This window comes from Pseudonocardia sp. Ae150A_Ps1, from assembly GCF_001932315.1.
In the GTDB taxonomy this organism is placed as follows: domain Bacteria; phylum Actinomycetota; class Actinomycetes; order Mycobacteriales; family Pseudonocardiaceae; genus Pseudonocardia.
Map to the genome: position 1 here is coordinate 5,863,386 of NZ_MCIJ01000001.1, position 24,104 is coordinate 5,887,489.

At 74.2% G+C, this 24,104-nt stretch carries 29 protein-coding genes; 9 read left to right on the forward strand and 20 right to left on the reverse strand.

What is annotated here, in order from left to right; all coding sequences use genetic code 11:
- Positions 1-89 precede the first annotated feature (89 nt).
- Together hemE and hemG are read left to right on the forward strand one after the other, a co-directional pair.
- The gene (gene hemE / locus Ae150APs1_RS27595; protein ID WP_075301226.1) at positions 90-1,160 is read left to right on the forward strand and encodes a uroporphyrinogen decarboxylase; all 1,071 of its coding nucleotides are present in this window, start codon (positions 90-92) and stop codon (positions 1,158-1,160) included.
- A complete protein-coding gene (hemG, locus tag Ae150APs1_RS27600; RefSeq protein ID WP_075301228.1) occupies positions 1,157-2,620 on the forward strand; it encodes a protoporphyrinogen oxidase in 1,464 nt (487 codons plus the stop codon). The genes hemE and hemG overlap by 4 nt, the downstream gene beginning before the upstream one ends.
- Here the strand turns inward: hemG and Ae150APs1_RS27605 are convergent.
- On the reverse strand, positions 2,617-2,985 hold the full coding sequence (locus Ae150APs1_RS27605) for a nitroreductase family deazaflavin-dependent oxidoreductase (RefSeq protein ID WP_212567267.1): 369 nt from the start codon (positions 2,983-2,985) through the stop codon (positions 2,617-2,619). The two genes, hemG and Ae150APs1_RS27605, sit on opposite strands and share 4 nt — an antisense overlap.
- A gap of 170 nt (positions 2,986-3,155) precedes the next feature.
- On the opposite strand from Ae150APs1_RS27605, the gene hemQ reads away from it, so the two are divergent.
- Positions 3,156-3,851, forward strand: coding sequence for a hydrogen peroxide-dependent heme synthase (hemQ, locus tag Ae150APs1_RS27610; RefSeq protein WP_010240385.1), 696 nt, complete (start codon positions 3,156-3,158; stop codon positions 3,849-3,851).
- A 61-nt stretch (positions 3,852-3,912) separates the two neighbouring features.
- Here hemQ and msrB read toward each other — a convergent pair whose 3' ends face one another.
- Positions 3,913-4,359, reverse strand: a complete 447-nt coding sequence (gene msrB, locus Ae150APs1_RS27615) for a peptide-methionine (R)-S-oxide reductase MsrB (RefSeq protein WP_010240384.1) — start codon at positions 4,357-4,359, stop codon at positions 3,913-3,915.
- A gap of 33 nt (positions 4,360-4,392) precedes the next feature.
- On the reverse strand, positions 4,393-4,674 hold the full coding sequence (locus Ae150APs1_RS27620; RefSeq protein ID WP_075301230.1) for a hypothetical protein: 282 nt from the start codon (positions 4,672-4,674) through the stop codon (positions 4,393-4,395).
- A gap of 61 nt (positions 4,675-4,735) precedes the next feature.
- On the opposite strand from Ae150APs1_RS27620, the gene ligD reads away from it, so the two are divergent.
- Both ligD and Ae150APs1_RS27630 read left to right on the forward strand, forming a co-directional pair.
- Complete coding sequence (gene ligD / locus Ae150APs1_RS27625; RefSeq protein WP_075302701.1) at positions 4,736-5,743, forward strand: non-homologous end-joining DNA ligase; 1,008 nt, start codon at positions 4,736-4,738, stop codon at positions 5,741-5,743.
- A 31-nt stretch (positions 5,744-5,774) separates the two neighbouring features.
- Positions 5,775-5,966 carry a hypothetical protein gene (locus tag Ae150APs1_RS27630; RefSeq protein ID WP_075301232.1) on the forward strand — a complete coding sequence of 64 codons (192 nt, stop codon included), beginning with the start codon at positions 5,775-5,777 and terminating at the stop codon, positions 5,964-5,966.
- 6 nt (positions 5,967-5,972) lie between these two features.
- Here Ae150APs1_RS27630 and Ae150APs1_RS27635 read toward each other — a convergent pair whose 3' ends face one another.
- From Ae150APs1_RS27635 to Ae150APs1_RS27710, 16 genes are all read right to left on the reverse strand, one after another.
- Complete coding sequence (locus tag Ae150APs1_RS27635; RefSeq protein WP_075301234.1) at positions 5,973-6,953, reverse strand: ATP-dependent DNA ligase; 981 nt, start codon at positions 6,951-6,953, stop codon at positions 5,973-5,975.
- 2 nt (positions 6,954-6,955) lie between these two features.
- The gene (locus tag Ae150APs1_RS27640; RefSeq protein WP_083680516.1) at positions 6,956-7,927 is read right to left on the reverse strand and encodes a glycine betaine ABC transporter substrate-binding protein; all 972 of its coding nucleotides are present in this window, start codon (positions 7,925-7,927) and stop codon (positions 6,956-6,958) included.
- A 157-nt stretch (positions 7,928-8,084) separates the two neighbouring features.
- Positions 8,085-9,056, reverse strand: a complete 972-nt coding sequence (locus Ae150APs1_RS27645; RefSeq protein ID WP_075301236.1) for a glycine betaine ABC transporter substrate-binding protein — start codon at positions 9,054-9,056, stop codon at positions 8,085-8,087.
- 62 nt (positions 9,057-9,118) lie between these two features.
- Positions 9,119-9,910 carry an ABC transporter permease gene (locus tag Ae150APs1_RS27650; RefSeq protein ID WP_075301238.1) on the reverse strand — a complete coding sequence of 264 codons (792 nt, stop codon included), beginning with the start codon at positions 9,908-9,910 and terminating at the stop codon, positions 9,119-9,121.
- Positions 9,907-10,959 (reverse strand): ATP-binding cassette domain-containing protein, encoded by a 1,053-nt coding sequence (locus tag Ae150APs1_RS27655; RefSeq protein ID WP_010240334.1) that lies wholly within the window; start codon positions 10,957-10,959, stop codon positions 9,907-9,909. Before Ae150APs1_RS27655 ends, Ae150APs1_RS27650 begins: the two co-directional genes overlap by 4 nt.
- 13 nt (positions 10,960-10,972) lie before the next feature.
- Positions 10,973-11,656 (reverse strand): ABC transporter permease, encoded by a 684-nt coding sequence (locus tag Ae150APs1_RS27660; RefSeq protein WP_010240331.1) that lies wholly within the window; start codon positions 11,654-11,656, stop codon positions 10,973-10,975.
- 409 nt (positions 11,657-12,065) lie between these two features.
- Positions 12,066-13,721 (reverse strand): alpha/beta fold hydrolase, encoded by a 1,656-nt coding sequence (locus Ae150APs1_RS27665; RefSeq protein WP_060722097.1) that lies wholly within the window; start codon positions 13,719-13,721, stop codon positions 12,066-12,068.
- Between the two features lie 73 nt (positions 13,722-13,794).
- On the reverse strand, positions 13,795-14,547 hold the full coding sequence (locus tag Ae150APs1_RS27670; RefSeq protein WP_010240042.1) for a 3-hydroxybutyrate dehydrogenase: 753 nt from the start codon (positions 14,545-14,547) through the stop codon (positions 13,795-13,797).
- 68 nt (positions 14,548-14,615) lie between these two features.
- Positions 14,616-15,323 (reverse strand): hypothetical protein, encoded by a 708-nt coding sequence (locus Ae150APs1_RS27675; protein ID WP_010240045.1) that lies wholly within the window; start codon positions 15,321-15,323, stop codon positions 14,616-14,618.
- 1 nt (position 15,324) lies between these two features.
- On the reverse strand, positions 15,325-15,876 hold the full coding sequence (locus Ae150APs1_RS27680) for a DUF6286 domain-containing protein (protein ID WP_075301240.1): 552 nt from the start codon (positions 15,874-15,876) through the stop codon (positions 15,325-15,327).
- A 38-nt stretch (positions 15,877-15,914) separates the two neighbouring features.
- Positions 15,915-16,289, reverse strand: coding sequence for a hypothetical protein (locus Ae150APs1_RS27685; protein WP_060572568.1), 375 nt, complete (start codon positions 16,287-16,289; stop codon positions 15,915-15,917).
- Positions 16,286-16,465: a hypothetical protein gene (locus Ae150APs1_RS27690; protein WP_010240052.1), complete on the reverse strand. Its 180-nt coding sequence runs from the start codon at positions 16,463-16,465 to the stop codon at positions 16,286-16,288. Before Ae150APs1_RS27690 ends, Ae150APs1_RS27685 begins: the two co-directional genes overlap by 4 nt.
- On the reverse strand, positions 16,462-16,806 hold the full coding sequence (locus Ae150APs1_RS27695; protein ID WP_033200386.1) for a hypothetical protein: 345 nt from the start codon (positions 16,804-16,806) through the stop codon (positions 16,462-16,464). Before Ae150APs1_RS27695 ends, Ae150APs1_RS27690 begins: the two co-directional genes overlap by 4 nt.
- Positions 16,807-16,826: 20 nt before the next feature.
- The gene (locus tag Ae150APs1_RS27700) at positions 16,827-17,216 is read right to left on the reverse strand and encodes a hypothetical protein (protein ID WP_249266500.1); all 390 of its coding nucleotides are present in this window, start codon (positions 17,214-17,216) and stop codon (positions 16,827-16,829) included.
- 2 nt (positions 17,217-17,218) lie between these two features.
- Entirely contained in the window at positions 17,219-17,698 is a 480-nt protein-coding gene (locus Ae150APs1_RS27705; RefSeq protein ID WP_010240060.1) for an Asp23/Gls24 family envelope stress response protein, read from the reverse strand.
- Positions 17,699-17,804: 106 nt separating this feature from the next.
- A complete protein-coding gene (locus Ae150APs1_RS27710) occupies positions 17,805-18,482 on the reverse strand; it encodes a dihydrofolate reductase family protein (RefSeq protein ID WP_075301242.1) in 678 nt (225 codons plus the stop codon).
- Positions 18,483-18,627: 145 nt separating this feature from the next.
- On the opposite strand from Ae150APs1_RS27710, the gene Ae150APs1_RS27715 reads away from it, so the two are divergent.
- Genes Ae150APs1_RS27715 through Ae150APs1_RS27730 form a run of 4 tightly spaced genes read left to right on the forward strand, consistent with a single transcriptional unit; the run spans position 18,628 to position 22,862 of the window.
- Positions 18,628-19,674 carry an iron chelate uptake ABC transporter family permease subunit gene (locus Ae150APs1_RS27715; protein WP_050802507.1) on the forward strand — a complete coding sequence of 349 codons (1,047 nt, stop codon included), beginning with the start codon at positions 18,628-18,630 and terminating at the stop codon, positions 19,672-19,674.
- Positions 19,671-20,771, forward strand: a complete 1,101-nt coding sequence (locus Ae150APs1_RS27720) for an iron chelate uptake ABC transporter family permease subunit (protein WP_075301244.1) — start codon at positions 19,671-19,673, stop codon at positions 20,769-20,771. The genes Ae150APs1_RS27715 and Ae150APs1_RS27720 overlap by 4 nt, the downstream gene beginning before the upstream one ends.
- Entirely contained in the window at positions 20,768-21,640 is an 873-nt protein-coding gene (locus Ae150APs1_RS27725) for an ABC transporter ATP-binding protein (protein WP_075301246.1), read from the forward strand. The genes Ae150APs1_RS27720 and Ae150APs1_RS27725 overlap by 4 nt, the downstream gene beginning before the upstream one ends.
- A 16-nt stretch (positions 21,641-21,656) precedes the next feature.
- A complete protein-coding gene (locus Ae150APs1_RS27730; RefSeq protein WP_075301248.1) occupies positions 21,657-22,862 on the forward strand; it encodes an aminotransferase class I/II-fold pyridoxal phosphate-dependent enzyme in 1,206 nt (401 codons plus the stop codon).
- A 41-nt stretch (positions 22,863-22,903) separates the two neighbouring features.
- On the opposite strand, the gene Ae150APs1_RS27735 is transcribed toward Ae150APs1_RS27730, so the two are convergent.
- Complete coding sequence (locus Ae150APs1_RS27735) at positions 22,904-24,049, reverse strand: acyl-CoA dehydrogenase family protein (RefSeq protein ID WP_029239874.1); 1,146 nt, start codon at positions 24,047-24,049, stop codon at positions 22,904-22,906.
- Positions 24,050-24,104: the final 55 nt, after the last annotated feature.

The following is a 24,104-nucleotide window of genomic DNA, read 5'->3' on the forward strand; positions in this document are numbered from 1 at the left end:
GGAACTCTAGGCCGCGCGGGCCGTCGTGCCTGGCAGGCGCGCCGGGCGGCTGCGCGGCGGTCCGGGCCCCGTGCGACGATGTCGGGGTCATGACTGCAGGCACCGCCACCCCCGCGACCACGGCCCGCCGCGACCTGGCCGGGTCCCCGTTCCTCGACGCGGTGCGCGGCCGCCGCCCGTCCCGGCTGCCGGTGTGGTTCATGCGCCAGGCCGGCCGGTCGCTGCCCGAGTACCGGGCGCTGCGGCAGCACAACGGGATGCTGGAAGCCTGCCTGACCCCGGACCTGACCTGCGAGATCACCCTGCAGCCGGTCCGCAGGCACGGGGTCGACGCCGCGATCCTCTTCTCCGACATCGTGGTGCCGCTGTACCTGGCGGGCATCGGCGTCGACATCGTCCCCGGCACCGGCCCCGTCGTCGACCACCCGGTGCGCACCGCGGCCGCCGTCGAGGCGCTGCCCGAGCTCGCGCCCGAGCAGGCCGACGCGGTCGGCGACGCGATCTCCCTGCTGCTGCCAGAGCTGGGGGAGACCCCGCTCATCGGGTTCGCCGGGGCGCCCTTCACCCTCGCGTCCTACCTGATCGAGGGCGGGCCGAGCCGCAACCACGAGAAGACCAAGGCCCTGATGCGCTCCGAGCCGGAGGTCTGGCACGCCCTCATGGCGAAGCTGGCCCGGCTGACCGGCGCCTTCCTGCAGCGACAGGTCGCGGCCGGCGTCGACGGGGTGCAGCTGTTCGACTCCTGGGCCGGGGCGCTCTCCGAGCGCGACTACCGCGAGTTCGTGCTGCCGCACTCGTCCGCGGTGCTGTCCGCGCTCGCCGGGTCCGGACTCCCGCGGATCCACTTCGGGGTCGGCACCGCCGAGCTGTACGGGGCGATGACCGAGGCCGGGGCGGACGTCATCGGCGTCGACTGGCGCACCCCGCTCGACGTCGCCGCGGCGCGGGCCGGGGGAGCGGTGCCGGTGCAGGGCAACCTCGACCCGGCCGTGCTGTTCGCCGGCCAGGACGCGATCGACGCCGACGTCGCCCGCATCGCCGCCGAGGGCGCCCGCTGCCCGGGGCACGTGTTCAACCTGGGTCACGGCGTGCTGCCGCAGACCGACCCGGACGTCGTCACCCGGACCGTCGAGACGATCCACTCCCAGCCGGCCGGATGAGCCCCCGCGTCGCCGTCGTCGGCGGCGGGATCTCCGGGCTCGCCGCGGCGCACCGGTTGCGGACCCTGCTCGGCCCGGACGCCGGGATCACGGTTCTGGAGCAGCGCGACCGGCTCGGCGGGGTGCTGCGCACCGTCGACCTCGCGGGCGCGCCCTTCGACGTCGGTGCCGAGGCGTTCCTCGTCCGGCGCCCCGAGATGCCGGCCCTGCTCGGCGAGCTCGGCCTGTCCGGGGCCCTGACCCACCCGACCTCCGCGACCGCCACCATCCGCGCCGGCGGGCGGACCGTGGGGCTGCCGCGCGGGACGCTCATGGGCGTCCCGGGCCGCGACGCGGTGCTCGACGGCGTGCTGTCCGACGCGGGCCGGGCGGCGGTGGCGGCCGAGCCGTCGCGGCCGCTGGCCTGGGATCCGGGCACCGACATGGCGCTGGGCGGGCTGCTGCGGGAGCGGTTCGGCCCGGAGGTCGTCGACCGGATCGCGGACCCGCTGCTCGGCGGGGTCTACGCGGGCCGGGTCGACACGCTCGGGCTGCGGGCGACCGTGCCCGCGCTGGCCGGTGCGCTCGACGACGGTGCGGCGTCGCTGACCGACGCGGCGAGTGCCGGGATGGCGGCGAGCGGGCAGCGGGCGGGCACCCTCGCGGCCGGGCCTTCCGGGGGGACCGGCGCCGCGTCGGCCGCGCCGCAGCCCGTCGCGGCGGGGCCGGTGTTCGGGGCCGTCCGAGGCGGCTACCGCGAGGTGGTCGCGGCTCTGGCGGACGCGTCGGCGGCCACCGTCCGGACCGGGACGACCGTGCGCGCGCTGGAGCGCCGCACCGGAGGGTGGCGGCTCGTGCTCGGGCCCGTCGGGCAGCCGGAGGCGCTTGACGTCGACGCCGTCGTCCTCGCCGTCCCCGCGCCGGCCGCGCGCCGGCTGCTGGAACCGGTCGTCCCGGCCGCTGCCGGGGCGGCGGCCCGGATCGGGCTGGCGTCGTCGGCGGTCGTGGCGCTGGCCTACCGGGCCGCGGACGTCGCCGGGATGCCGGGGACCTCGGGGTGCCTGGTCGCGGCGGACGAGCCGCTGTCGCTCAAGGGCGTGACGCACGCGTCGACGAAGTGGGCCCACCTCGGCGAGGACGGCCTGGTCCGGGTCCGAGCGTCGATCGGGCGGTTCGGCGAGGAGGTGGGCCTGCAGGTCGACGACGCCGAGCTCGTCGCCCGGACCCGGGCCGACCTGCGCGAGCTCGACGGGATCGGCGCCGAGCCGGTCGCGGTGCACGTGCAGCGCTGGGGTGGCGGGTTGCCGCAGTACGGCGTCGGGCACGGGGAGCTCGTGGCGGGCCTCGAGGCGGCCGTGGCGGCCGAGCCCGGCCTGGCGGTCGCGGGCGCGATGCTGCACGGCGTCGGCGTCCCCGCGTGCGTCGGGACGGCGCGGGCCGCGGCGGAGCGCCTGGCCCGGGTCGTGCCGGCTGCGTCCTAGCGGGGGTCGAGCACGAGCTCGACGACCGGCACGTGCGGCGCGAGCGGCTCTCCCGGGCCGAGCCCGCAGGCGGCCCGCACGGCCGGCTCGAGCCGGGCCCAGGCCCGCGGGTGGCGGCGCGGGTAGTCGGCGAACAGCGCCGCGGCCCGGTCCCGCGGAACGCGGTGTGCCGTCGCGGGCGCGGACCGGCGCGTCCCGACCGAGATCCGGACCCGCGGTTCCGCGGTGACGTTGCGGAACCACTGGGCGCGGTCCCCGAACCCGGACACGACCACGTAGCGGCCCGGTCCGGGGCGGTCGGTGACCTCGAGCACGGCGCGGCGGACCCGGCCGGTGCGCCGGCCGGCGTGCTCGAGCAGCAGCATCCGGCGCCCGAACAGGAACCCGAGACCGAGCCGGTAGAAAGGCGATCGGCGCTCGGACGAGCATCCGGCGTCGCAGGATCCGCAGCCCGATCGGTTCGTTCACGAGGTCTCCTTCCGTCCGGACCCCGCACCGGTGAGGGGCCCCTTACCGTCGGCGTAGCATGCGCCCCATGGCCCGCGTGGACACCAGAGCGATCAACGAGACCATCCGCTACACCATGTGGTCGGTGTTCCGGGTAGAGCCCGGAAAGCTGGGCGACGACCGTGCCGAGGCCGCCCGGCAGGCGACCGAGTACCTGGACTCCCTGGCCAACAAGGACGTGACCGTCCGCGGTGTCTACGACCTCGCCGGCGTCCGGCACGACGCGGACTACATGATCTGGTGGCACGCCTCGGAGATCGAGTCGCTGCAGGCCGCCTACGCCGACCTGCGCCGCACCACGGCGCTCGGCCGCGCCTCGGTGCCCGTCTGGAGCCAGACGGCGCTGCACCGTCCGGCGGAGTTCAACAAGAGCCACGTGCCGGCGTTCATGGCGGGCGAGGACCCCAAGCGCTACGTCTGCGTGTACCCGTTCGTCCGGTCCTACGAGTGGTACCTGCTCCCGGACCAGGAGCGCCGCACGATGCTCGCCGACCACGGCAAGGAGGCCCGCGACTACCCGGACGTCCGCGCCAACACGGTGCCCGCGTTCGCGCTGGGCGACTACGAGTGGATCCTCGCGTTCGAGGCGGACGAGCTGCACCGGATCGTCGACCTCATGCGGCACCTGCGGGGTACCGAGGCCCGCCGGCACGTCCGCGAGGAGATCCCGTTCTACACCGGCCCGCGGGTCGAGGTCGGCGACCTGGTCGCGTCCCTGCCCTGACCGCTGCGCCCGGGCCTCCGCACCGCGCACCGGGATCCGTACCGGTGCGCGGGTGCGGCGCCTACTCGGCCGGTTCCAGGGAGAGCGAGACCGAGTTGATGCAGTAGCGCAGGTCCGTCGGGGTGCCGTAGCCTTCCCCGGCGAACACGTGGCCCAGGTGGCTGTGGCAGGTGGCGCACAGCACCTCGGTGCGCGTCATGCCGAGCGTGGAGTCGGTGCGCTCGATGACCGCGTCGCCCGCCAGCGGCGTGAAGAACGACGGCCACCCGCAGTGCGACTCGAACTTCGTCTCGCTGCGGAACAGCTCCGCCCCGCACGCCCGGCAGCGGTAGACGCCGGTGCGCTTCTCGTCGGTGTACTCCCCGGTGAACGGGCGCTCGGTGCCGGCCTGACGGAGCACCTGGTACTCCGCCGGGCTCAGCTGGGCCCGCCACTCCTCGTCGGTCTTCTGCACCTTCGCCGCCGGCTCGGCGTCGGAGGAGCCGGTCTTGCTGCTGAACAGACCCATGCACCCACGCTAACCCGTTCCGGGGCGCGCGGCTCAGATCCAGGTGGTGACGACGAAGACCATCGCGTTCGCGACCACCCACGCCGCGAACAGGAGCAGGAGCACCATGGCGGCGACGGCGGCCGTCCGCCGCGGGCCGCGCAGCCGGTTCGCCGACTCCGCGAAGTCACCGACGCCGCGGATGTAGCCCTCCACCGAACACGACGGGACCCGCTGCATCCGGTCGAGGTGCGCGGCGAACGCACGGGCCTCGGGGTCGTCGGGGTCCAGACCGACGAGATCGTCGTCGAACCGGGGCGACCGGTCAGCACTCATGTGCTCACGATAGTGGCGCACCCGCGGTAGGTTCCCCGGTGTGGCGAGCCGTGAGGTCGTGATGCTGCGGGTGGAGGGGCCGGACGGGCCCCGGGACGTCCGCCTGACCAGCCCGGACAAGGTCGCGTTCCCGAAGCTGGGCATCACCAAGCGCGAGGTGGTCGAGTACTACCTCGCCGTCGGCGTGCCGATGGCCCGCGCGCTGCGGGACCGCCCGACGAACCTCAAGCGGTTCAACGACGGCGCCGAGGGCGAGCCGTTCTTCGTCAAGCGCGTCCCGAAGGGCGCCCCCGACTGGGTCCGCACCTGCACGGTGACCTTCCCCAGCGGCCGGAAGGCCGACTCGGTGGCCGTCACCGAGCCCGCGACGATCGCGTGGGCGGCCAACCTCAACACCCTCGACTTCCACCCCTGGCCGGTCCGCTGCCCGGACACCGACCACCCCGACGAGCTGCGGATCGACCTCGACCCGCAGCCGGGGACGGACTTCGCCGATGCCGCCGCCGTCGCACTCGTGCTGCGCGACGTGCTCGCCGAGGCCGGCCTGACCGGCTGGCCGAAGACGTCCGGTGGCCGCGGCCTGCACGTGTTCTGCCCCGTCCGGCCGGAGTGGGACTTCGTCCAGGTGCGCCGCGCGGTCATCGCGATCGCCCGCCGGGTGTGCCGCCGCATCCCGGAGCGGGCCACCGTCGACTGGTGGAAGGAGGAACGCGGCGAGCGCGTGTTCCTCGACTTCAACCAGGCCGCCCGGGACCGCACCATCGCGTCGGCCTGGTCGGTGCGCGGGCTGCCCGGCGCGACCGTGTCGATGCCGCTGACCTGGGACGCGGTGGGCGAGGTCGATCCGGCGGAGTTCACCCTGCGCACCGTCCCGGGCCTGCTGGAACGGTACGGGGACCCGCACGAGCACATGGACGCCGAGCGCGGCGGCTGCGACACGGCGCTGGAGTGGTTCGCCGAGGACGAGATCGAGCTCGGGGTGGCGGAGATGCCCTACCCGCCGGAGTACCCGAAGATGCCCGGCGAGCCGATGCGGGTGCAGCCGAGCCGGGCCCGCCAGAAGGACTGAACCCCGTCCGTCGGTGGCAGAATCCCGGTTCGTGTACGCGTACCTGGACGACGGCCCGCACGCCGGGGAGCGGGTACGCATCGATCCCGGTCCGGACGGCCGCCCGCCCCGCACGATCGAGCTTGCCGACCCCGGCGGCGACCCGGTGTCGTACGCCCTGATCGGCCCGCACCACGACGACGACCGCTGGATCTACCGCCGGATCCCGCCGGCCGACGCCTGACGGCTCTCAGCCCGGGTCCGTGCCGCGCTCCCGGGCGCGCTTGCGCCGCTTCCCCTCGTGCATCGCCTGCACCCGGGGGACCGGGATGGCCCGGCCCTCCTCGACGAGCCCGTCCGGCAGCACCGCGGGTGGGGGCCGCAGCGTCCGCCACGGGTCGGTGTCCCCGAGCAGCCCGGCAGCCGTCGTGACGGTGAAGTCCGACGGCGTGACGGCGCCGAGGTCGTCCCACGCGACCGGGAACGACACCGGCAGCCCCGGCCGCGCCCGCGGGCTGTAGGCGGCCACCAGCGTCGCGCCGCCTGCCCGGGTGGGGTCGAGGAACACCCGGCCGCCGCGGTCCTCCTTGATGAAGGCGGTGGTCGCCACGTCGGGCCCCAGGGCGGCGGCGCGGGCACAGACGGCCCGGGTGACGGCGAACGCGTCGTCGATGCCGAGCGGCGCGGCCAGCGGCACGACCAGGTGCAGTCCCTTCGCCCCGCTGGTCTTCACCGCCGCGTCCGCGCCGAGCTCGGCCAGCGCCGAGCGGACGAGCCGGGCGGCCGCGACGACCAGGTCGAAGCCGCCGTCGGGCGGCGGGTCCAGGTCGACGACGAGCTCGCCGGCGTGTGTCCCGCCGTGCGGCACCAGGGTCGGGTGGTACTCGATCGCGCGCTGGTTGCCGAACCACAGCAGCGTCCGCCGGTCGGTGCACAGCGGGTAGTGCACGGTCCGCTGCGAGGTCTCCGCCCAGACGTCCAGGGTCGGGATCCACGAGGGCGCCCCGCGCGGGATGTTCTTCTGCATGAACGGGGCCTGCCCGGGACGGGCGCGGACCACCGTCAGCGCCCGGCCGTCGAGTGCCGGGAGCATCCGGTCCGCGACGGCGTCGAGATGGTCGACGAGCGCCCGTTTGGTGACGCCCGCGCCGTCGAACACCTCGCCGTCGAGACTGGTGAGCGCGACCCCGTCGCGGGTCTCGCCGTCGTCGCGGCCCTGCCCTCGTGCCATGCCTACCCCCCGATGAAGCCGCGCTGGGTCAGCCAGGCGCGGGCCACGTCCCGCGGGCTCTCGCCACCGGCCGAGACACGTCCGTTGAGGCGCTGGATCGTCGGCTGGTCCAGCGCGGCGGCGATCGGTGCGAACACGTCGGCCACCTGCGGCGCCCGGTCGAACACGTCCTGGCGGATCGTCGGGACCGCGCTGTAGGTGATGTGGTAGCCGCGGTCGTCGTCGAGGACCTTCAGGCCGAGTCCTGGGATGCGGCCGTCGGTGGCGGCGACCTCGCCGAACAGGCAGACGCCGTCCGCGGTGGACTGGAAGATCAGCCCCTGTTCGACGACCTCGGTGCGGTCGCGGGGGATCTCCATGTCGTAGGCCTGCTGCAGCCCGCGCAGACCGTCGGCACGGGAGTTGTACTCGGTCTCCACGCACACCGACCCCGGCTGGCCGGAGCGGAGGTAGGCGGCCATGTCGCTGATCGAGTCCAGGTGCAGCCGGGCGGCCGTGGTGCCGTCGACGACGAACGCGTAGGTGTTGTCGAACCCGGCCCGGTCCAGCCAGACGACGCCGTTCTCGGCCCGGTCGCGCTCGCGCAGCTCGCGGAGCACCTCGTCGTCGGGGAGCTTGCGGGTCTCGGTCAGGAACGACGCCCACGCGGTGCCGGTGTACTCCCAGTAGGTCGAGATGTCGCCGTGGACCAGTGCCTGCCGGGTGACGTCGGACCTGCCGACGTTGCACCGGTCGGTGACCGCGGCCCCGACCGACTCGAGCGCCGCGATCGAGATCTGGCACAGCACCTGCTGCTCGTCGAAGTTCTTCGACCCGACGACGTAGGTCTGGCCGGAGAGGTCCACCTGCTCGGCGAGCGACCCGGCCGACGCGTGCGGGCCGGACGCGGACAGACCACCGCACCCGGCGAGCAGCAGGACGGAGGCGAGCAGGACGGCGGCACGCGGTGCGGCCCGCCGGGGGGAGCTGATCACGACGTGTCTTTCGAGGTCGCAGGGCTGGAGGGTTCAGCCGACCACGAATGCCCGCGCCGTGCAACGACCCGCCCGGTGCCGTGACCGGGCCGGTATGCACGACGGCCCCGCACCCCGGGAGCCGGGATGCGGGGCCGCCGTGCGGGGCACCGGTCGATCAGCCGGTGAAGCCCTTCTCGGTCAGCCAGTCACGGGCGACCGTGCGGGCGTCCTGACCCTCCGAGGAGACCTTGCCGTTGAGGCTCAGCATGGTCTGGTAGTCGAGGGCGGCCGCGATCGGCGCCATGACCTGGCGGATCGCCTGGTTCTGGTTGTAGGTCTCCTCACGGACGATCGGCGCCGCGTTGTAGGTGACGTGGTACTTCTTGTCGTCGTCGAGGACCTTCAGGCCGAGACCGGGGATGCGGCCGTCGGTGGTGAACACCAGGCCGAACATGCAGTCGCCGTCCGTGGTGGCCTGGTAGATGGCGCCGGTGGCGAGCACGTCGAGCCGGTCACCGCCGACCTGGAAACCGTAGGTCTGCTGCAGGCCGCGCAGGCCGTCGTCGCGGGAGTTGTACTCGGTCTCCACGCAGACCTTGCCCGGCTTGCCCGCGTTGATGTACGCGGCCATGTCGGACAGCGTGTTCAGGTTCTCCTGCTGCGCCTTCTCGCCGTTCACCGCGAAGGCGTAGGTGTTGTTGAAGTTCGCCTTGTCCAGCCACACGAGCTGGTTCTTCTGCAGGTCACGCTCGGAGACGAGGCGGTAGAGCTCGTTGTCGTCCGGGATGCGCTGGGTCTCCTTGAAGAAGGAGGCCCACGCGGTGCCGGTGTAGTCCCAGTAGATGTTGATGTCGCCGGACAGCAGGGCCTGCCGCGCGACGTCGGTGCCGCCGAGGTTGCAGCGCGGGGTGACGTTGCCGCCGACCGACTCCAGCGCGGCGACGGTGATCTCGCAGAGCACCAGCTGCTCGTCGAAGTTCTTGCCACCGACGATGTAGTTGACGCCCTCCAGGTTGCCGGCCTCGGCCAGCGACCCGCCGGAGGCCGATGGCCCGCTGGCGTCGAGGCCGCCACAGCCCGCGAGGGGCAGCGCGGTGACGGCGGCCATCGCCGTCATGGCGATGCGCCGGGATCGTCCGAATCTCACGTGTCCTCCAGGAAAGCTGTGGTGCGGGACGTCGAGTGGTGGAACGGGGTGGGCGGGCGTCGTCAGCCGGAGTTGCGGCGGACCGCGTACTCGGCGAGACCGGCCAGCCAGTCCACGATCAGGGCCAGGGCGGCGACGATGGCGGCGGCGACCAGGGTCCCGGTCGGCCTGCCGAGCTCGAGCATGCCCTTGATCGGCTCGCCGAGACCGCCGGCGCCGATGAAGGTGGCCAGTGCGGCGGTGCCGACGTTCAGCACGAGCGCGACCCGGACGCCGGCGACCATGACCGGCGTGGCCAGCGGGAGCTCGACCCGGATCAGGGTCTGCCGGGCCGACATCCCGATCCCGCGCGCCGCCTCGATCAGCGAGCGGTCGACCTGCTGGAGGCCGACGACGGTGTTGGTCAGCACCGGCAGCAGCGCGGCCAGCGCGAGCGCGACGACCGCGGTGGGCAGGCCCAGCCCGAGCGGCGAGAACGCCAGCAGCACGATCACACCGAACGCGGGCAGCGCCTGCATGAACCCGGCGCCCGCGAGCACCGGGCGCTGGATCCGGCCCGCCGCCGGCCGGCTGATCGCGATCCCGGCCGGGATCGCGATCACGATGACCACCAGGGTCGAGAGCCCGGTGAGGATCATGTGTTCCCAGAGCCGCACGGCCAGCGCCGCCGGGTTGATCACCGACTGCTCGGCGGCGTCGAGGCCCTGGCTGCCCGCGTAGGCGAACACCCCGACCAGGCCGACGAGCGCGATCAGCGGGTTCGCGATGAGCGACTTGTCGAGCTTCGCCCGCTGCCGGCGCGGTGCGTCGGCGACGGCGGTGCCGCTCGCGGCCTCCGCGGCCGGGGCGCTCACGCCTGCCCCTTGGTCTTCAGGCCCTCGACGAGGTCCTTCCACCACAGGGCGCCCTGCAGCTTCTGCTCGTCGTCGACCACACCGACCAGCTCGGTCTGCGAGTCGAGCATGACGTCGACGGCGTCGTAGACCGTTCCGGAGTGCGGGACGGTGACCATCTTCGGCATCATCTCGGTGCCCGGCAGGTAGGCCCAGCGCGACGGCCTGCCCTCGGCGTCGGCCTCGTAGGTCGGTGCGCCGTTCCGCTCGCCGGTGCCGTCCAGCCCGACCGGCTGCAGCTCGAGCCGGGACAGCTCGAGCAGCGACAGCCGCCGAACCGCGGCGCCCGAGCCGACGAACTCGGCGACGAAGTCGTTCGCGGGGTGGGTGAGGACGTTGTCCGGGGTGTCGTACTGCTGCAGCGTCCCGCCGGGGCCGAACACGGCGATCCGGTCACCCAGCTTCACCGCCTCGGACAGGTCGTGGGTGACGAAGCAGATCGTCTTCGCGATCTGCTTCTGCAGCTCCAGGAACTCGCCCTGGATGCGCTCACGGGTGATCGGGTCGATCGCCCCGAACGGCTCGTCCATCAGCATCACCGACGGGTCGGCGGCCAGGCCGCGGGCGACGCCGACGCGCTGCTGCTGCCCGCCGGACAGCTGGCGCGGGTAGCGGTCGCGGTAGTCCTTCGGCTCCATGCCGACCAGGTGGAGCAGCTCGTCGACCCGGGCGGTGATCCGGTTCCTGTCCCAGCCGAGGATCTTCGGGACGACGGCGATGTTGTCGCCGATGGTGAAGTGCGGGAACAGGCCCACCTGCTGGATGACGTAGCCGATCCGGCGGCGGAGCTCGTCGGCGTTCACCGCGGTGACGTCCTCGCCGTCGAGCATGATCCGGCCGGTCGTCGGCTCGATCAGCCGGTTCATCATCTTCAGCGTGGTCGTCTTGCCGCAGCCGGACGGTCCGATGAACATCGAGATGGTCCCCTCGGGGACCTCGAGGTTGAGCTCCTGGACGGCCGGTGCGGTCGCCTTCGGGTAGGTCTTGCTGATGCCTTCGAGGGCGATCATCGGCTTGTCGGAATCAGACACGGATCCCCCTCGGGGTGGTGAAACGCTGCACGAGCCAGAACACGAGTTCGTAGACGGCAGCCACGACGAGGCAGCCGAGCGTGGCCGCCAGAACCTGGTTGAAGGAATTGACCGAGCCCAGCCGCTGCAGGCCCAGGAGCAGCGAGGAGCCGAACCCGGGGCCGTTGATGGCGCCGGCGACGACCGCGATCCCGATGATGATCAGGACGGCGACCCGGATGCCGGACAGGATGACCGGCCAGGCCAGCGGGAGCTGGATGGACAGCATCCGGCGGACCGGGCCCATGCCCATCCCGCGGGCGGACTCGAGCACCGCGTCGTCGACCGACGAGAGCCCGGCGACGACGTTGCGCAGGATCGGGTAGACGGCGTAGATGGTGAGGGCGGTCAGCGACGGCGTCGCACCGAGCCCGAGCACCGGCTGCAGCAGGCCGAACAGCGCCAGCGACGGCACGGTCAGCGCCGCCGAGCTCACGATCAGCAGGCCCTCCCGCGTCCCGACCCGCATCGGCTTGCTCCAGCTGTCCGGGGTGAGGCGGTTCGTGTGGAGCACCATCCCCGCGAGGAGGGCGAAGACGGCGGCGATTCCGACGGCAATGGCGACCAGCAGAAAGTGCTGCTGGCCGTAGAACACCAACTGGTTCAGTTGTGATCCGACGTAGGTGAAGAAATCCACCGTGCTCCTTCCGCCCGGGTCCGACCTCCGCCGAGCGGCTCAGGCCGACCGGTTCGCACTGCACCGTTCGTCGGAACGTTCGCCGGTGAGGGCCACCGGCGTTACACCGCCCGAACGTGGCGGCCGAGATCGGGACCGCACCGGCTGCCCCCCGGTACGATCTGCGATGACCCGTCGCCGGAGGGAGCCTAGCCGGAACAGGGGAGCCGGGTAAGCCGAACGAGCGTCTCGATGACGCAACGGTGACCGTTTCGAGAAACGTTTCGTGGAACTGTCGCCGCAGGTCGTCGGCACCGTGACGGTTCCGTCCGCAACCGCGCCGGAAAACGGCGGATACGTAATTGTGACCTTCGGTGTCGGGTTCGTCGCACCGCTCGGCCACGCGGGGTACCCCGTCCGGTGCACGCGGTTACGGCGGACAGACGACCGGTTCGGCCGGGGCGTGCCCGTCGAGGAGGGCACGGTCGACGACCGCGGTCACGCACGGGGTGCGGGGATAGGCGCCGGTGCCCGCGCCCTCCCAGCGCACCACCCGGCCGTCGCCGAGCTGCTCGGCGGTGCGCTCGGCGCCGCTCTGCGGGGCCCGCGGGTCCTGCGCGGTGCCCAGCACGACGACCGGCGGCAGGGTGCCGGTGCGCGGCGCCGCCGGAGCGGCCGACCCACCGGGCGGCCACGGCCCGCAGGCGACCAGCTCCTGGGCCGCGGCGACGCCGAACAGCGGGAACCGGCCGGCCCACTGCCCGGCCAGGTCGGCGCCCTCGCCAGGGGTGACCCGGACCCGGCTGTCGTTGCAGCTGGTGGCGAGCGCGGCGTCGAAGCGCCCGAGCGGCCCGGCCGGTGCGCTCGCGCCGGCCCGCAGGATCCGGTCCAGACCGGTGGCGTCACCGCCGTCGGCGGCGGCCAGCGCGGACTGCAGCTCCGGCCAGCGCGACGGCTGGGACAGTGCCGAGCGGATCGCCCGCACGGTCGCGCCCGCGGTGACGGCGTCGCCGTCGCCGACGGGGAGGGCGACGCGCGAGAGCCGGTCGACCAGCCCCCGCACGGTGGCCCGCGGGTCCGGGCCGAGCGGGCAGTCCGCGCCCGCGAGGCAGGCCGTCGCGAAGGCATCGAACGCGGCCTCCGCGGCACCGGTGGTGGTCTCGGTGCGCACCGGGTCGTCGAGGGTCGGGTCGCCGGGGCCGTCGAGGACGACGCGGCCCACCGCGTCCGGGTGCCGGGCGGCCCAGTCGGCGACCGCGTCGGCGCCGTCACCGACGCCGACGACGTTCAGCCGGGCGAGCCCGAGCGCGCCGCGCAGCGACTCGACGTCGTCGGCGGAGCTGTCGGCCCGGTAGCTGGTCAGCGTGCCGGACAGGAGCAGGTAGCAGTCCTGGACGATCGAGCGGGAGCGCTCCAGCAGGGCGGTCATCGCCCGCTCGTCGCGCCGGTCGGGCCCGGCGTCGAGCAGGGCGGTGCGGGCGTCGGCCGGCGCGCAGTCCAGCAGGTCCTCGCCGGAACCCCGGCGGTCCATCCCGATCACCTGGTAGCGCGCCAGCACCTCATCCGGGAGCCGCGCGGCCAGCGTGGCAGCGGCACCCGAGGATCCGTCGACGCCGGTGTCTCCGAGCACGACGAGCACGGGCAGGTCGGCGGGGGCGCCGGGCGTGGTCACCCGGGTCAGGCCGAGCCGGGTGGGGCCGAGGTCCGGCCGGTCCCGGTCCGCGGGGACGGTGAGCCTGCTGCAGCCGGCCGCCAGCGCGCGCCCGGCCGGGACCGGGGTGCCGGACGCCGCCTGCTCCCCGAGGACCGCGGCCGTGCAGTCGGTGAAGGTGGGCCCGGCGCGCAGCGGCTCGGTCCCGGGCAGCAGGTTCGGGTCACCGGGCGGTCCGGCGGCCGCGGGCGGGGGAGTGGCGGGCAGCAGCTCGCCGCGGACGGCGACCGGCGGGCGCTGGGACGGGCCGACCGCGCAGCCGGCGAGCAGCGCGAGCGCCAGCAGGAGGACGAGCCCGGCGAGGCCGGTGCCGCCCGCGGGCCGCCGGTGACCGGGGTCGCCCGGCGGGCGACGGCCGTCCTGCTCGTGCCCCACCCGGAGTCCCCCGATCTCGTCGTCGCGCCGTGGAGAGTCTGCCCGGCGGGTGGTGAGGCTCGGGTGAGCCGGGTCAGCGGGCGGTCCAGCCGCCGTCCTGGCTCAGCGAGGAGCCGGTGATCGAGGCCGATGCCGGGCCCCACAGCAGCGCCGCCAGCTCGGCGGTCTCCGCGGGCTCGATCAGCCGCTTCACCGCCACCGGCGTCAGCATGATCTTCTCGACGACCTCGTCCTCGGAGATCCCGTGCGTGCGGGCCTGGTCGGCGATCTGCTTCTCGACCAGCGGGGTACGGACGTAGGCCGGGTTGATGCAGTTGCTGGTGACACCGTGCTCGGCGCCCTCCAGCGCGGTCACCTTGGACAGGCCCTCGAGGCCGTGCTTGGCCGAGACGTAGGCAGACTTGTACGGCGAGGCGCGCAGCCCGTGCGCGCTGGAGATGTTGACGACCCGGCCCCAGCCGCGGGCGTACATGTGCGGCAGCGACCGCCGGATCAGCCGGAACGGCGACTCGAGCATCAGCCGCAGGATCGCCGAGAACGTGTCGGGATCGAACTCCTCCAGCCGGGAGACGTGCTGGCGGCCCGCGTTGTTGACCAGGACGTCGATGTCGCGGGGGAGCTCCTCCACGGCGTCGAGGTCGGACAGGTCGCAGGTGTGCGGGATGATCCGGTCGCCCCCGGCGGCCAGCTGCTCCAGCTTCGCGGCGTCGAGGTCGACCGCGTGCACGGTGGCGCCGTCGGCGACCAGGCGACGGGCCACGGCGGCCCCGATCCCGCTGCCCGCGCCGGTGACCAGAGCCGTCGTGCCGTCCAGCAGTGCGCTCATGGCCCGACCGTACGGCGACCGGCGGACCCGCCCGCTGTGAAGCGGATCACGCCGGTGCGCCGGACCGGTCAGGACACCCGCGGGCCGGAGTCCCGGCGGGCCGAGTCGAGCTCCAGCCGGACGGCGACGGGGAGGTCGGCCAGACCGAGCGCGTCGCGCACCTGGGGCAGGACTTCGGCGTCGAGCCGGCGGCAGATCTCGGCGACCTCGGTGTCGGCGACGTCCTCGTCGACCCAGACGGTCGCCCGCACCGCGGGGCGGGCGGCGCTGCCGACCATCCGGGCGCGGGCCCGGGTGACGCCGGGGAGCGCGTCGGCGCCGTCGGCGACCGCGTCGGCGGCCGCGGAGGAGCTGATCCGGATCCGGGTGCCCTCGCCCCCGTCGAGGACCAGGTCCGGACGGGTCTCGGGGCGCAGCGACCGCGCGGTCCACAGCAGCCCGAGCACGAGCAGCAGCAGGCCCACGACGATCGTGACGGCCCGGACCGCGGTGACGTTCGCCAGCAGGAACTGCTCGACGAGCGGGTCGAACACCGGCCGCTGCGGCCGGTTCTCCCCGAACACCCCGTTGACGAGCAGGACGGTGAGGACGCCCGCCGCCAGCAGCACGAGGCCGAGCAGGGTGAGCCCCCACCGCGCGCCGCCCGCCGAGCGGTACTGCGCCCTGCGGGCGTCCTTCGCGGCGCGGCGCGGGTTGCCCGGGGCGACCGGGCGGGTGCCGGCGTCCGACGGCTGGGGGCCACCGGTCGTCGGCGCCGGGGTGGTGTCGGCGGCCATCTCAGTGCACTCCCTTCGTCGAGGCCGGGCGGTCCGGCGCGGTGCGCACGCTCAGCCGGGGCCTGCGGGCCAGCGGCAGTGCGTCGAGCACACCCCTCGCGGCCGTGTCGGCCTCGGACCGGAGCTCGCCGGCGTCGCCCCGGCCGCCGGCCCGGACGACCACCGACGTCGCCGACGCGGTGACCGTGGCCCCGGTGACCGGGTCGAGGGCGCGCACCCGGCTGCCGACCAGGCGGGCCAGCACCCGCGGTGCGGTCGCGACGGTCAGCCCCGGCGAGGGCGAGGTGAGGGCCACGTCGTGCCGGCGGGCGAGCAGCCCGACGACCAGCAGCACCACACCGACGACGATCGCGGCGACCGCGATCCAGAGCACCGGCGCGGCCGTCCAGAGGGTGGCCGTGCCGGTCGCCCACCAGTCCCGCCAGGGGACGAGCAGGCCGGCGCCGGACCCGGGGTCCACCCAGGCGGCGACGGCCTCGGTGACGATCAGTGCGCCGAGTGCGGCGACGGCCAGGCTGACCAGCGGCGCGAGGACGCGGAGCAGGACACGCATCGCGTGTCACCTGCCTTTCTGGTGGGTCGGGGGCGCGGTCACTGCACCCGGGCGGTCTCCGGCGAGGCGGACCGGTCGGACTGCAGGGCACCGATCTCGACGGTGAAGCGGTGGAGCCGGTGCCCCGTCATCCGCAGCAGGTCGGCGGCGATCCGCTCGCGGACCTGGGCGACGGCCGCCCGGACGGGGCCGGGGTAGACGAGGGTCAGCCAGAGCCGGACGTCGATCTCGTCGCCGGTCCGTGCGGTCACCCGGGCGCTCGGCCCGGACTCGCCGACGCCGAGGCCGGCGACCCGCCGGGTGCGGTGCCGGGTGGCGGGCGCGGTGTCGGCGGCGTACTCGACGATCTTGCGGAGGACCGACGGGTCGACGTCGAGGGAGCCGCGTTCGTCCGGCTCGGCGAGGGCGGTCACCGGTCGCGGCCCCGGCCGAGGACGCCGCTGACGTCCAGCTCACCGTCGAGCACCCGCCCGACGACCAGGCCGATCGCACCGAGGACGAGTGTGAGGACGAAGAACAGGAACCCGCCGGTCGCGCCGGCGATGCCCAGCAGGAGACCTGCCAGCAGGCCGGTCTGGGTGGCGTTCATGGAAACCTCCGAGAGGTGTCGTTGTCGGGCCGGCCGGGACGGTCGACCCGGGTCCGCCTCTGGCGGCGGACGGTGCGGATGAGCGCGACCAGGACCCGGGTCGGCAGGGGCAGGTCCGGGACGATCTCGATCGGACGGTCGTAGCGGCTGTCGTCGCCGGCCGCGGCGTGGCCGCCGTCGCGCTCGCCGGGGGGCTGCCCGGCCAGCGCACGGAACCGGGCCAGCCCGGCCCGGAAGACCTCGGGGTCACCGCCGCGGTCGGGGTGGTGGGTGCGGACGAACGACCGGTACGCGGCGCGTTCGGAGGGCGTGAGCCCGCCGCGGGCGTCCCGACCGTCCATCCGTACCTCCACCTGCTGCGTCATGCGGTGCCGCTTCCGCCGGGGATCTCCACGTCGGAGACCGTGACGTCGATCGGCGCCCCGCCGACGAGCGGTGCGACGGTGCGGCGCAGAGCGGCGACGGTAGCCGGGATCGGCCGGTCGAGGTTCAGCACCACACCGATCTCCACCGGCTCGCCCGGTCCGCCGACGTGTACCCCGACCAGCCGGCGCCCCGGCAGCCAGGTCGCGACGGCGCCGAAGACGCCGCCGTCGAGCCGGACCACCGACGGGTGCGCGGTGACCGCCCCGGCGACCAGCTCGGCGAGCGTGGCCGGGTCCGGGTCGCGCTCCGCCTCGGCCGCGACCGCGGCGGCACCGGGCGACCCGGTGACGACCGCGGCGGGGGACTCGGGGGAGGGGTCCGGCACGGTCACTCCACGACGCGGCCGGTCGGGGCGGGCGCCGCCGGCGCCTCGTCCTTGTCGTCGTCCTCGGACGCGAGGTGGATGTCGTTCACCGAGATGTTGACCTCGATGACCTCGAGCCCGGTCATCCGCTCGACGGCGCCGATCACGTTGCGCCGGACCGCCTTGGCGAGCTCGGCGATAGACACGCCGTACTCGACGACGAGGTCCAGGTCGACGGCCGCCTGCTTCTCGCCGACCTCGACGGCGACGCCGGCGACGTTGGACGCGCCGGTCGAGCCGCCGCCCGGGATGCGCTCGCGCAGCGCGCCGAACGCGCGGGAGGCGCCCGAGCCCATGGAGTGGACGCCCGACACCTCGCGGGCGGCGATCCCGGCGATCTTCTGCACGACCGAGGCGGCGATCGAGGTCTTGCCCTGGCCGGTGTCGTCGCCGATCTTGGCCGGACCGGCGCCGGAGGTGGTAGCCGGAGTGCTGCTGGTCATGTCGTCTCCTCTCGCGGACGGCGGGCCCCTGGGGCCGTGTGCCGTGCCACCGGTCGTCGTGCGGTCACCCGTGTGATGCCCGGACCGGCGGATTCCTCACGCGAGTTCACCCGTTCGGCGGGTGACCCTCCCTGATGTAGTGCAGGAGGAGGGTGCCGTCGTCGGCCTGACGGCTGCCCGCCGGCCGCAGCGACCGGGCCGGTCCCGCGACCGGGCCGCTGGCGATCCGCCCGGCGGGACCGCCGATGAGGACCGGTACGAGGGTCAGTCGCAGCTCGTCGACGGCGTCCGCGGCGACCAGGGCACCGAGCAGCGTCGGACCGCCCTCGCAGAGCACGTCGTGCAGCCCGCGCCGGCCGAGCTCGGCCAGCAGCGTCGCGGGGGCGAGACCGGGCAGGACGGCCACGTCGGCGCCGGCGGCGGACAGCGCGGCGCGGCGGTGCGCGGGGGCGTCCGCGGTGGTGAGCACGATCGGCGCAGTGACGGTGTCGGTGAACAACGCCGCGTGCGGGTCCAGATCGGCCGATCCGGTGACGACGGCGACCGGTGGCGGCGGCCCGGGGTCCGGCTCCCCGGGGCCGGCCCGGCGCGGCCGGACACCGCGGTAGTCCTCGTCGCGCGCCGTGCCGGCTCCGACCAGGACGACGCCGGTGGCCCGCCGCAGTGCGCGGAACAGCTCGCGGTCGGCCGGGGTGCTCAGTCCCTGCGATCCCCGCCCGCCTGCGGTGACCGCCCCGTCGAGGGAGGACACCATGATCGCGGTCACCCGGGGCTGCGGCGGCATCGGCCGAGCATGCCGGGTGTGACGGGCCTGTGACCGACGGGGTGTTCTGCGGTAGGGCAGCCTCACTTATGGTGAGCGGAGCCGCACCGGACGGGTGCGTGCGTGGACGAACGACGTGCAGGAGGACCGCAGTCAGGTGAACGCGATCCCCGTCCGGTCCCGCTCCACCGGGGCGCCCGCCCCGCCGAAGCGCTCGCTGCGGCGCCGGCGCCTGACCGGGCTCGCCCTGCTCGCCGGCGCCCTGGTCGTCGCGGTGCTGGCGAGCATCGCCATCGGGACCAAGGTCATCCCCGTGAACGAGGTGTTCTCCGCCCTGTTCGCGCCGACGGGCTCCGAGAACGACGTGGTGATCCGCTCGCTGCGGATCCCCCGCACGCTGCTCGGCCTGCTGGTGGGCGTCGCACTCGGCCTCGCCGGTGCGCTGGTGCAGGGCTTCACCCGCAACCCGCTCGGTGACCCCGGCCTGCTCGGCGTGAACGCCGGCGCCGCCTTCTTCGTCGTCTGCGGGATCTACCTGTTCGGCGTCACCAGCCTGTTCGGCTACGTCTGGTTCGCCTTCGCCGGTGCGCTCGTCGCCAGCGTGACGGTGTTCGTGGTCGGGACCCGGGCGCCCGGCGGGGCGACCCCGGTGTCGCTCGCGCTCGCCGGCGCCGCGGTGACCTTCCTGCTGCAGGCGTTCACGTCGTCGATCGTGCTGCTCGACGAGACCAGCCTCGACGCCTACCGGTTCTGGGTGGTCGGCTCGCTCGCCGGGCGGGACGCGGCCGTGGGCGGCCAGGTGGTCTGGTTCATCGTCATCGGCGTGGTGCTCGCGCTGGCCAGCGCGCCCGCGCTGAACGCGCTGTCGCTGGGCGACGACGTCGCCACCTCGCTGGGGCACTCGGTGCGCCGGACCCGGATCGTCGGCGTCGTCGCGATCACCCTGCTGGCCGGGGCCGCGACCGCGGCCTGCGGCCCGATCACCTTCCTCGGGCTGATCGTGCCGCACGTGGTCCGTGCCTTCACCGGGCCCGACCACCGGTGGCTGCTGCCGGCCTCCGCGCTCGCGGGAGCGGTGCTGCTGTTGCTGGCCGACGTCGTGGGACGGGTCGTGGCCCGCCCCGGGGAGCTGCAGGTGGGCATCGTCGTGGCACTGATCGGCGGACCGTTCTTCATCGCGCTCGTGCGCCGCCGGAAGCTGGGGGCGGTGTGAGCGCCCCCGCCGAGGTCCGCGAGCCCGAGGCCCCGGCGGTCGCGGGGCGCCGCCCGCTGCGGGTCGGCCGGTTCTCCGGCGTCCTGCGCCCGCGCCCGCTGATCGTCCTGGCGGTGACGGCGGCGGTGCTGCTGCTCGCCGCCGCCGCCAACATGGGCCGCGGCGACTACCCGATCGCCATCACCGATGTCCTCGCCACGCTGTTCGGCGGGGGCGACGCCGGCCAGCAGCTGGTGGTGCTGGAGCTCCGGCTGCCGCGCACGCTGACCGGCGCGCTGGTCGGCGGGGAGCTCGCGGTGTCCGGCGCGATCCTGCAGTCCGTCGCGCGCAACCCGCTCGCCAGCCCGGACATCATCGGCGTCCAGTGGGGTGCGGGTGCCGCCGCGGTGTTCGTGATCGTGCTCGGCGGCGGGGCCGCCGGGGTCGGTGGCTGGTTCGCCTCGCTCGGCATCCCGCTCGCGGCGCTGCTCGGCGGACTCGTCAGCTCGACCCTGGTCTACGTGCTGGCCTGGCGCCGCGGCATCCAGGGCTACCGGCTGGTTCTGATCGGCATCGGCATCCAGGCGGTGCTCGTCGCGGCCGTGCAGTGGCTGCTGACCGTGGCGCAGATCTACCAGGCCGCGCAGGCCCAGGTCTGGCTCAACGGCAGCCTCAACGCCCGCAGCTGGAACGAGGTCGTCCCGCTCTCGATCGCGATGGCGGTCCTCGTGCCGCTGGCGCTGGTCCTCGCCCACCAGCTCGGCGGCCTGCGGTTCGACGACGACACCGCGCGCGGCATCGGGATCCGGGTGAACCACGCCCGCACCGGGCTGCTGTTCGTGGCCGTCGGTCTCGCGTCGGTGGCGACGGCGGCCGCGGGCCCGATCGCGTTCGTCGCGCTGGTGTGCCCGCAGATCGCCCGCCGGATCTGCCGGGTCGGCAGCCCACCGCTCGCGGTCTCGCTGGTGCTCGGCGCCGCGCTCACCGTCACCGCGGACCTCATCGCCCGTACCGCGCTCGGCTCCGTCGAGCTCCCGGTCGGCATCGTCACGGCGGTGCTCGGTGCGCCGTACCTGTTGTTCCTGCTCGCCCGCGCCCGTCAGGAGGCCCGCGCATGACCGCGTATCTGGAGGACCGGACGACCACCCAGGGCGCCCCGGTCGAACCCGGGGTCGTCCGGCTCCGCGCCGACGGGGTCAGCCTCGGCTACGGCGACCGCACGATCGTCGAGGACCTCGACCTCGACGTGCTGCCCGGGCGGGTCACCACCGTGATCGGCCCGAACGGCTGCGGGAAGTCGACCGTGCTCCGCGCACTGGCCCGGCTGCTGCCGGCCCGCTCCGGGCAGGTGCTGCTCGACGGCAAGCGGATCGACCAGACCCCGACCAAGGAGGTCGCGCGGGTCCTCGGTGTGCTGCCGCAGTCGCCGCTGGCCCCCGAGGGCCTGACCGTCGGCGACCTGGTCGCCCGCGGGCGGCACCCGCACCAGGCCTGGTACCGCCAGTGGTCCGGCGACGACGAGCGCGCCGTCGCCGACGCGCTGGCCTGGACCGGGCTCGAGGACCTCGCCGACCGCCCGGTCGACGAACTCTCCGGCGGTCAGCGCCAGCGGGCGTGGATCTCTATGGCGCTGGCCCAGGAGACCGACCTGCTGCTCCTCGACGAGCCGACCACGTTCCTCGACCTGGCCTACCAGGTCGACGTGCTGGAGCTCGTGCGGCGGCTGCAGTCCGAGGGCGGGCGCACCGTCGTCATGGTGCTGCACGACCTGAACCTGGCCGCCCGCTACGCGGACCAGCTGGTCGCCATGAAGGACGGCCGGATCGTCGCCGCGGGGACGCCGTCCGAGGTGATCACCGAGGAGCTCCTGGCCGAGGTGTTCGGGCTGCGTGCCCGGGTCATCCCGGACCCGGTGACCGGCACCCCGCTCGTCGTGCCCGACGCCGGGCCGTCGCTGCGGGCCCCGGAGCCGGTCGCCGAGCACTGAGGGGCAGGATCGGCGGGTGACCCACGACGACCGGCCGCCCCACCTCGCGACGCGTGCGGTGCACGCCGGGAACGACGTCGACCCCGGCACCGGCGCGATCCGGCGGCCGATCGTCGCCGCGAACTCCTACGCGCTGCCCGAGGACCCGTCCGACCTGGACTGGTCGGGCACCGCCACCCGGCTCTACACCCGCAACGGCGGGGCGAACCAGGGCTGGCTGGAGGACAAGCTCGTCGCCCTGGAGGACCCCGCCGGGGCGGTGCCGGGCGGCTGCGCCGCCGTCGCGCTGGCGTCCGGTGTGGCGGCCCTGCACGCGGTGTTCTTCACGTTCCTGCGCTCCGGCGACCACGTCGTCAGCTCGGACGTCACCTACGTCGCGACCCACCGGCTCCTGACCGAGCTGCTCCCGGACCGGTACGGGATCACCGCGACGCTGGTGGACTCCTCCGACCCGGAGGCGGTGCGCGCGGCGATGCGGCCCGGGACCCGGCTCGTGCACGTCGAGAGCCCGGCGAACCCGACGACCCGGATCACCGACGTCGACGCCGTCGCCGCGGTCGCGCACGCCCACGGCGCACTGCTCTCGGTGGACGCCACGTTCGCCACACCGGTGCTGCAGCGCCCGCTCGAGCGCGGCGCCGATCTCGTCGTCCACTCGCTGACGAAGTACGTCAACGGGCACGGCGACGCGATGGGCGGCGCCGTGCTGGGGGCGCGCGAGCTGGTGGACCGGATCCGGGCGGACGCGATGGTCGACGCCGGGGGAGTGATCAGCCCGTTCAACGCCTGGCTGATCGCGCGCGGCGCGGTGACCCTGCCGATGCGGATGCGGGCGCACTGCGAGAACGCTCTGGTCGTGGCCCGGTTCCTGGAGTCGGAGCCGCGGGTCGCCTACGTCGCCTACCCGGGGCTGGCGTCGCACCCCCAGCACGAGCTGGCCGCCCGCACCCTCGACGGCGGATTCGGCGGGATGCTCGCCTTCGCCCTCGACGGGCCGCCGGAACTGCAGAACCGCTTCGTCGCGCACCTGCGGGTCATCACCTCGGCGGTGTCGCTCGGGCACGACGAGTCGCTGGTCGTGCACGTCGGCGCCGGCTCCGAGGGCCGGGCCGCGCACTTCCCGCCGGACTTCCGGCGCCTCGGGCACCTGCGGCTCTCGGTCGGGCTGGAGGACCCGCGGGATCTCGTGGCCGATATCGGGCAGGCGCTGGCGCGCCTGTGAGTGGAAAAGCGGGTCCAGGCCCACTTTTCCACTCACGAGCCCTACCCGATCAGCGACCGGCCGATGATCTCCTTCATGATCTCGTTCGTGCCGCCGTAGATCGCCTGGACGCGGGAGTCGACGAAGGCGCGGGCGATCGGGTACTCGAGCATGTAGCCGTACCCGCCGTGCAGCTGGACGCAGCGGTCGACGACCCGGTTCTGCAGGTCCGAGGTCCACCACTTCGCCTTCGCCGCGTCCGGGACGGACAGCTCGGACTCGACGTGCTGGCGGATGCAGCGGTCCACGAAGATCCGCGCGATCGAGGCCTCGGTGTCCATCTCGGCCAGCTCGAACCGGGTGTTCTGGAAGTTCGACACCGGACGCCCGAACGCCTTGCGGTCCTTGGTGTACTCCAGCGTCATCCGCACCGCGGCCTCGGCGCCGGCCGCCGAGGCGACGGCGATCGACAGCCTCTCCTGGGCGAGGTTCTGCATCAGGTAGACGAAGCCCTGCCCGACCTCGCCGAGCCGGTTCGCGTCGGGCACCCGGACGTCGGTGAAGGACAGCTCCGCGGTGTCCTGCGCCTTCATCCCGACCTTCTTGAGCCGTCGGCCGCGCTCGAAGCCCTCCATCCCGCGCTCCACCACGAACAGGGTGAAGCCGAGGTGCTTGGCGTCCGGGTCGGTCTTCGCCACGACGATCACCAGGTCGGCGAGGATGCCGTTGGTGATGAACGTCTTGGACCCGTTGAGGATCCAGTCGCCGTCCGCGTCCTGCTTGGCGTTGGTGGCGATGCCCTGCAGGTCGGATCCGGTGCCGGGCTCGGTCATCGCGATCGCGGTGATCAGGTCACCGGAGCAGAACCCGGGCAGCCAGCGCTGCTTCTGCTCCTCGTTCGCGAGCCGCAGGAAGTAGGGCTGGACGACGTCGTTGTGGAGCGGGAACCCGATCCCGCTGGTCCCGGCGGCGACGATCTCCTCGTCGAGGACGGCGTTGTAGCGGAAGTCGTCGACCCCGCCGCCGCCGTACTCCTCGGGGACCCCCATGCCGAGCAGGCCCGCGGCGCCCGCGGTCCGCCAGATCTCCCGGTCGACCTGTCCTTCCTCCTCCCACCGGTCGTGGTGGGGGAGGATCTCCTTCGCGATGAAGGTGCGGCACAGGTCCCGGAACGCGTCGTGTTCGTCGTCGAAGATGTCGCGCTGCATGGTCGGGAGTCTCACATACCGGCCGGTAACCCACGGCGTCCTCGCGGGCCGACGG

Coding starts and splice junctions, on each gene's coding strand:
- hemE (WP_075301226.1), top strand. CDS start 90: ATGACTGCAGGCACCGCCACCCCCGCGACCACGGCCCGCCGCGACCTG.
- hemG (WP_075301228.1), top strand. CDS start 1,157: ATGAGCCCCCGCGTCGCCGTCGTCGGCGGCGGGATCTCCGGGCTCGCC.
- Ae150APs1_RS27605 (WP_212567267.1), bottom strand. CDS start 2,985: ATGCTGCTGCTCGAGCACGCCGGCCGGCGCACCGGCCGGGTCCGCCGC.
- hemQ (WP_010240385.1), top strand. CDS start 3,156: ATGGCCCGCGTGGACACCAGAGCGATCAACGAGACCATCCGCTACACC.
- msrB (WP_010240384.1), bottom strand. CDS start 4,359: ATGGGTCTGTTCAGCAGCAAGACCGGCTCCTCCGACGCCGAGCCGGCG.
- Ae150APs1_RS27620 (WP_075301230.1), bottom strand. CDS start 4,674: ATGAGTGCTGACCGGTCGCCCCGGTTCGACGACGATCTCGTCGGTCTG.
- ligD (WP_075302701.1), top strand. CDS start 4,736: ATGCTGCGGGTGGAGGGGCCGGACGGGCCCCGGGACGTCCGCCTGACC.
- Ae150APs1_RS27635 (WP_075301234.1), bottom strand. CDS start 6,953: ATGGCACGAGGGCAGGGCCGCGACGACGGCGAGACCCGCGACGGGGTC.
- Ae150APs1_RS27655 (WP_010240334.1), bottom strand. CDS start 10,959: ATGATCGCCCTCGAAGGCATCAGCAAGACCTACCCGAAGGCGACCGCA.
- Ae150APs1_RS27670 (WP_010240042.1), bottom strand. CDS start 14,547: ATGAGCGCACTGCTGGACGGCACGACGGCTCTGGTCACCGGCGCGGGC.
- Ae150APs1_RS27675 (WP_010240045.1), bottom strand. CDS start 15,323: ATGGCCGCCGACACCACCCCGGCGCCGACGACCGGTGGCCCCCAGCCG.
- Ae150APs1_RS27680 (WP_075301240.1), bottom strand. CDS start 15,876: ATGCGTGTCCTGCTCCGCGTCCTCGCGCCGCTGGTCAGCCTGGCCGTC.
- Ae150APs1_RS27690 (WP_010240052.1), bottom strand. CDS start 16,465: ATGAACGCCACCCAGACCGGCCTGCTGGCAGGTCTCCTGCTGGGCATC.
- Ae150APs1_RS27695 (WP_033200386.1), bottom strand. CDS start 16,806: ATGGACGGTCGGGACGCCCGCGGCGGGCTCACGCCCTCCGAACGCGCC.
- Ae150APs1_RS27705 (WP_010240060.1), bottom strand. CDS start 17,698: ATGACCAGCAGCACTCCGGCTACCACCTCCGGCGCCGGTCCGGCCAAG.
- Ae150APs1_RS27710 (WP_075301242.1), bottom strand. CDS start 18,482: ATGCCGCCGCAGCCCCGGGTGACCGCGATCATGGTGTCCTCCCTCGAC.
- Ae150APs1_RS27725 (WP_075301246.1), top strand. CDS start 20,768: ATGACCGCGTATCTGGAGGACCGGACGACCACCCAGGGCGCCCCGGTC.
- Ae150APs1_RS27735 (WP_029239874.1), bottom strand. CDS start 24,049: ATGCAGCGCGACATCTTCGACGACGAACACGACGCGTTCCGGGACCTG.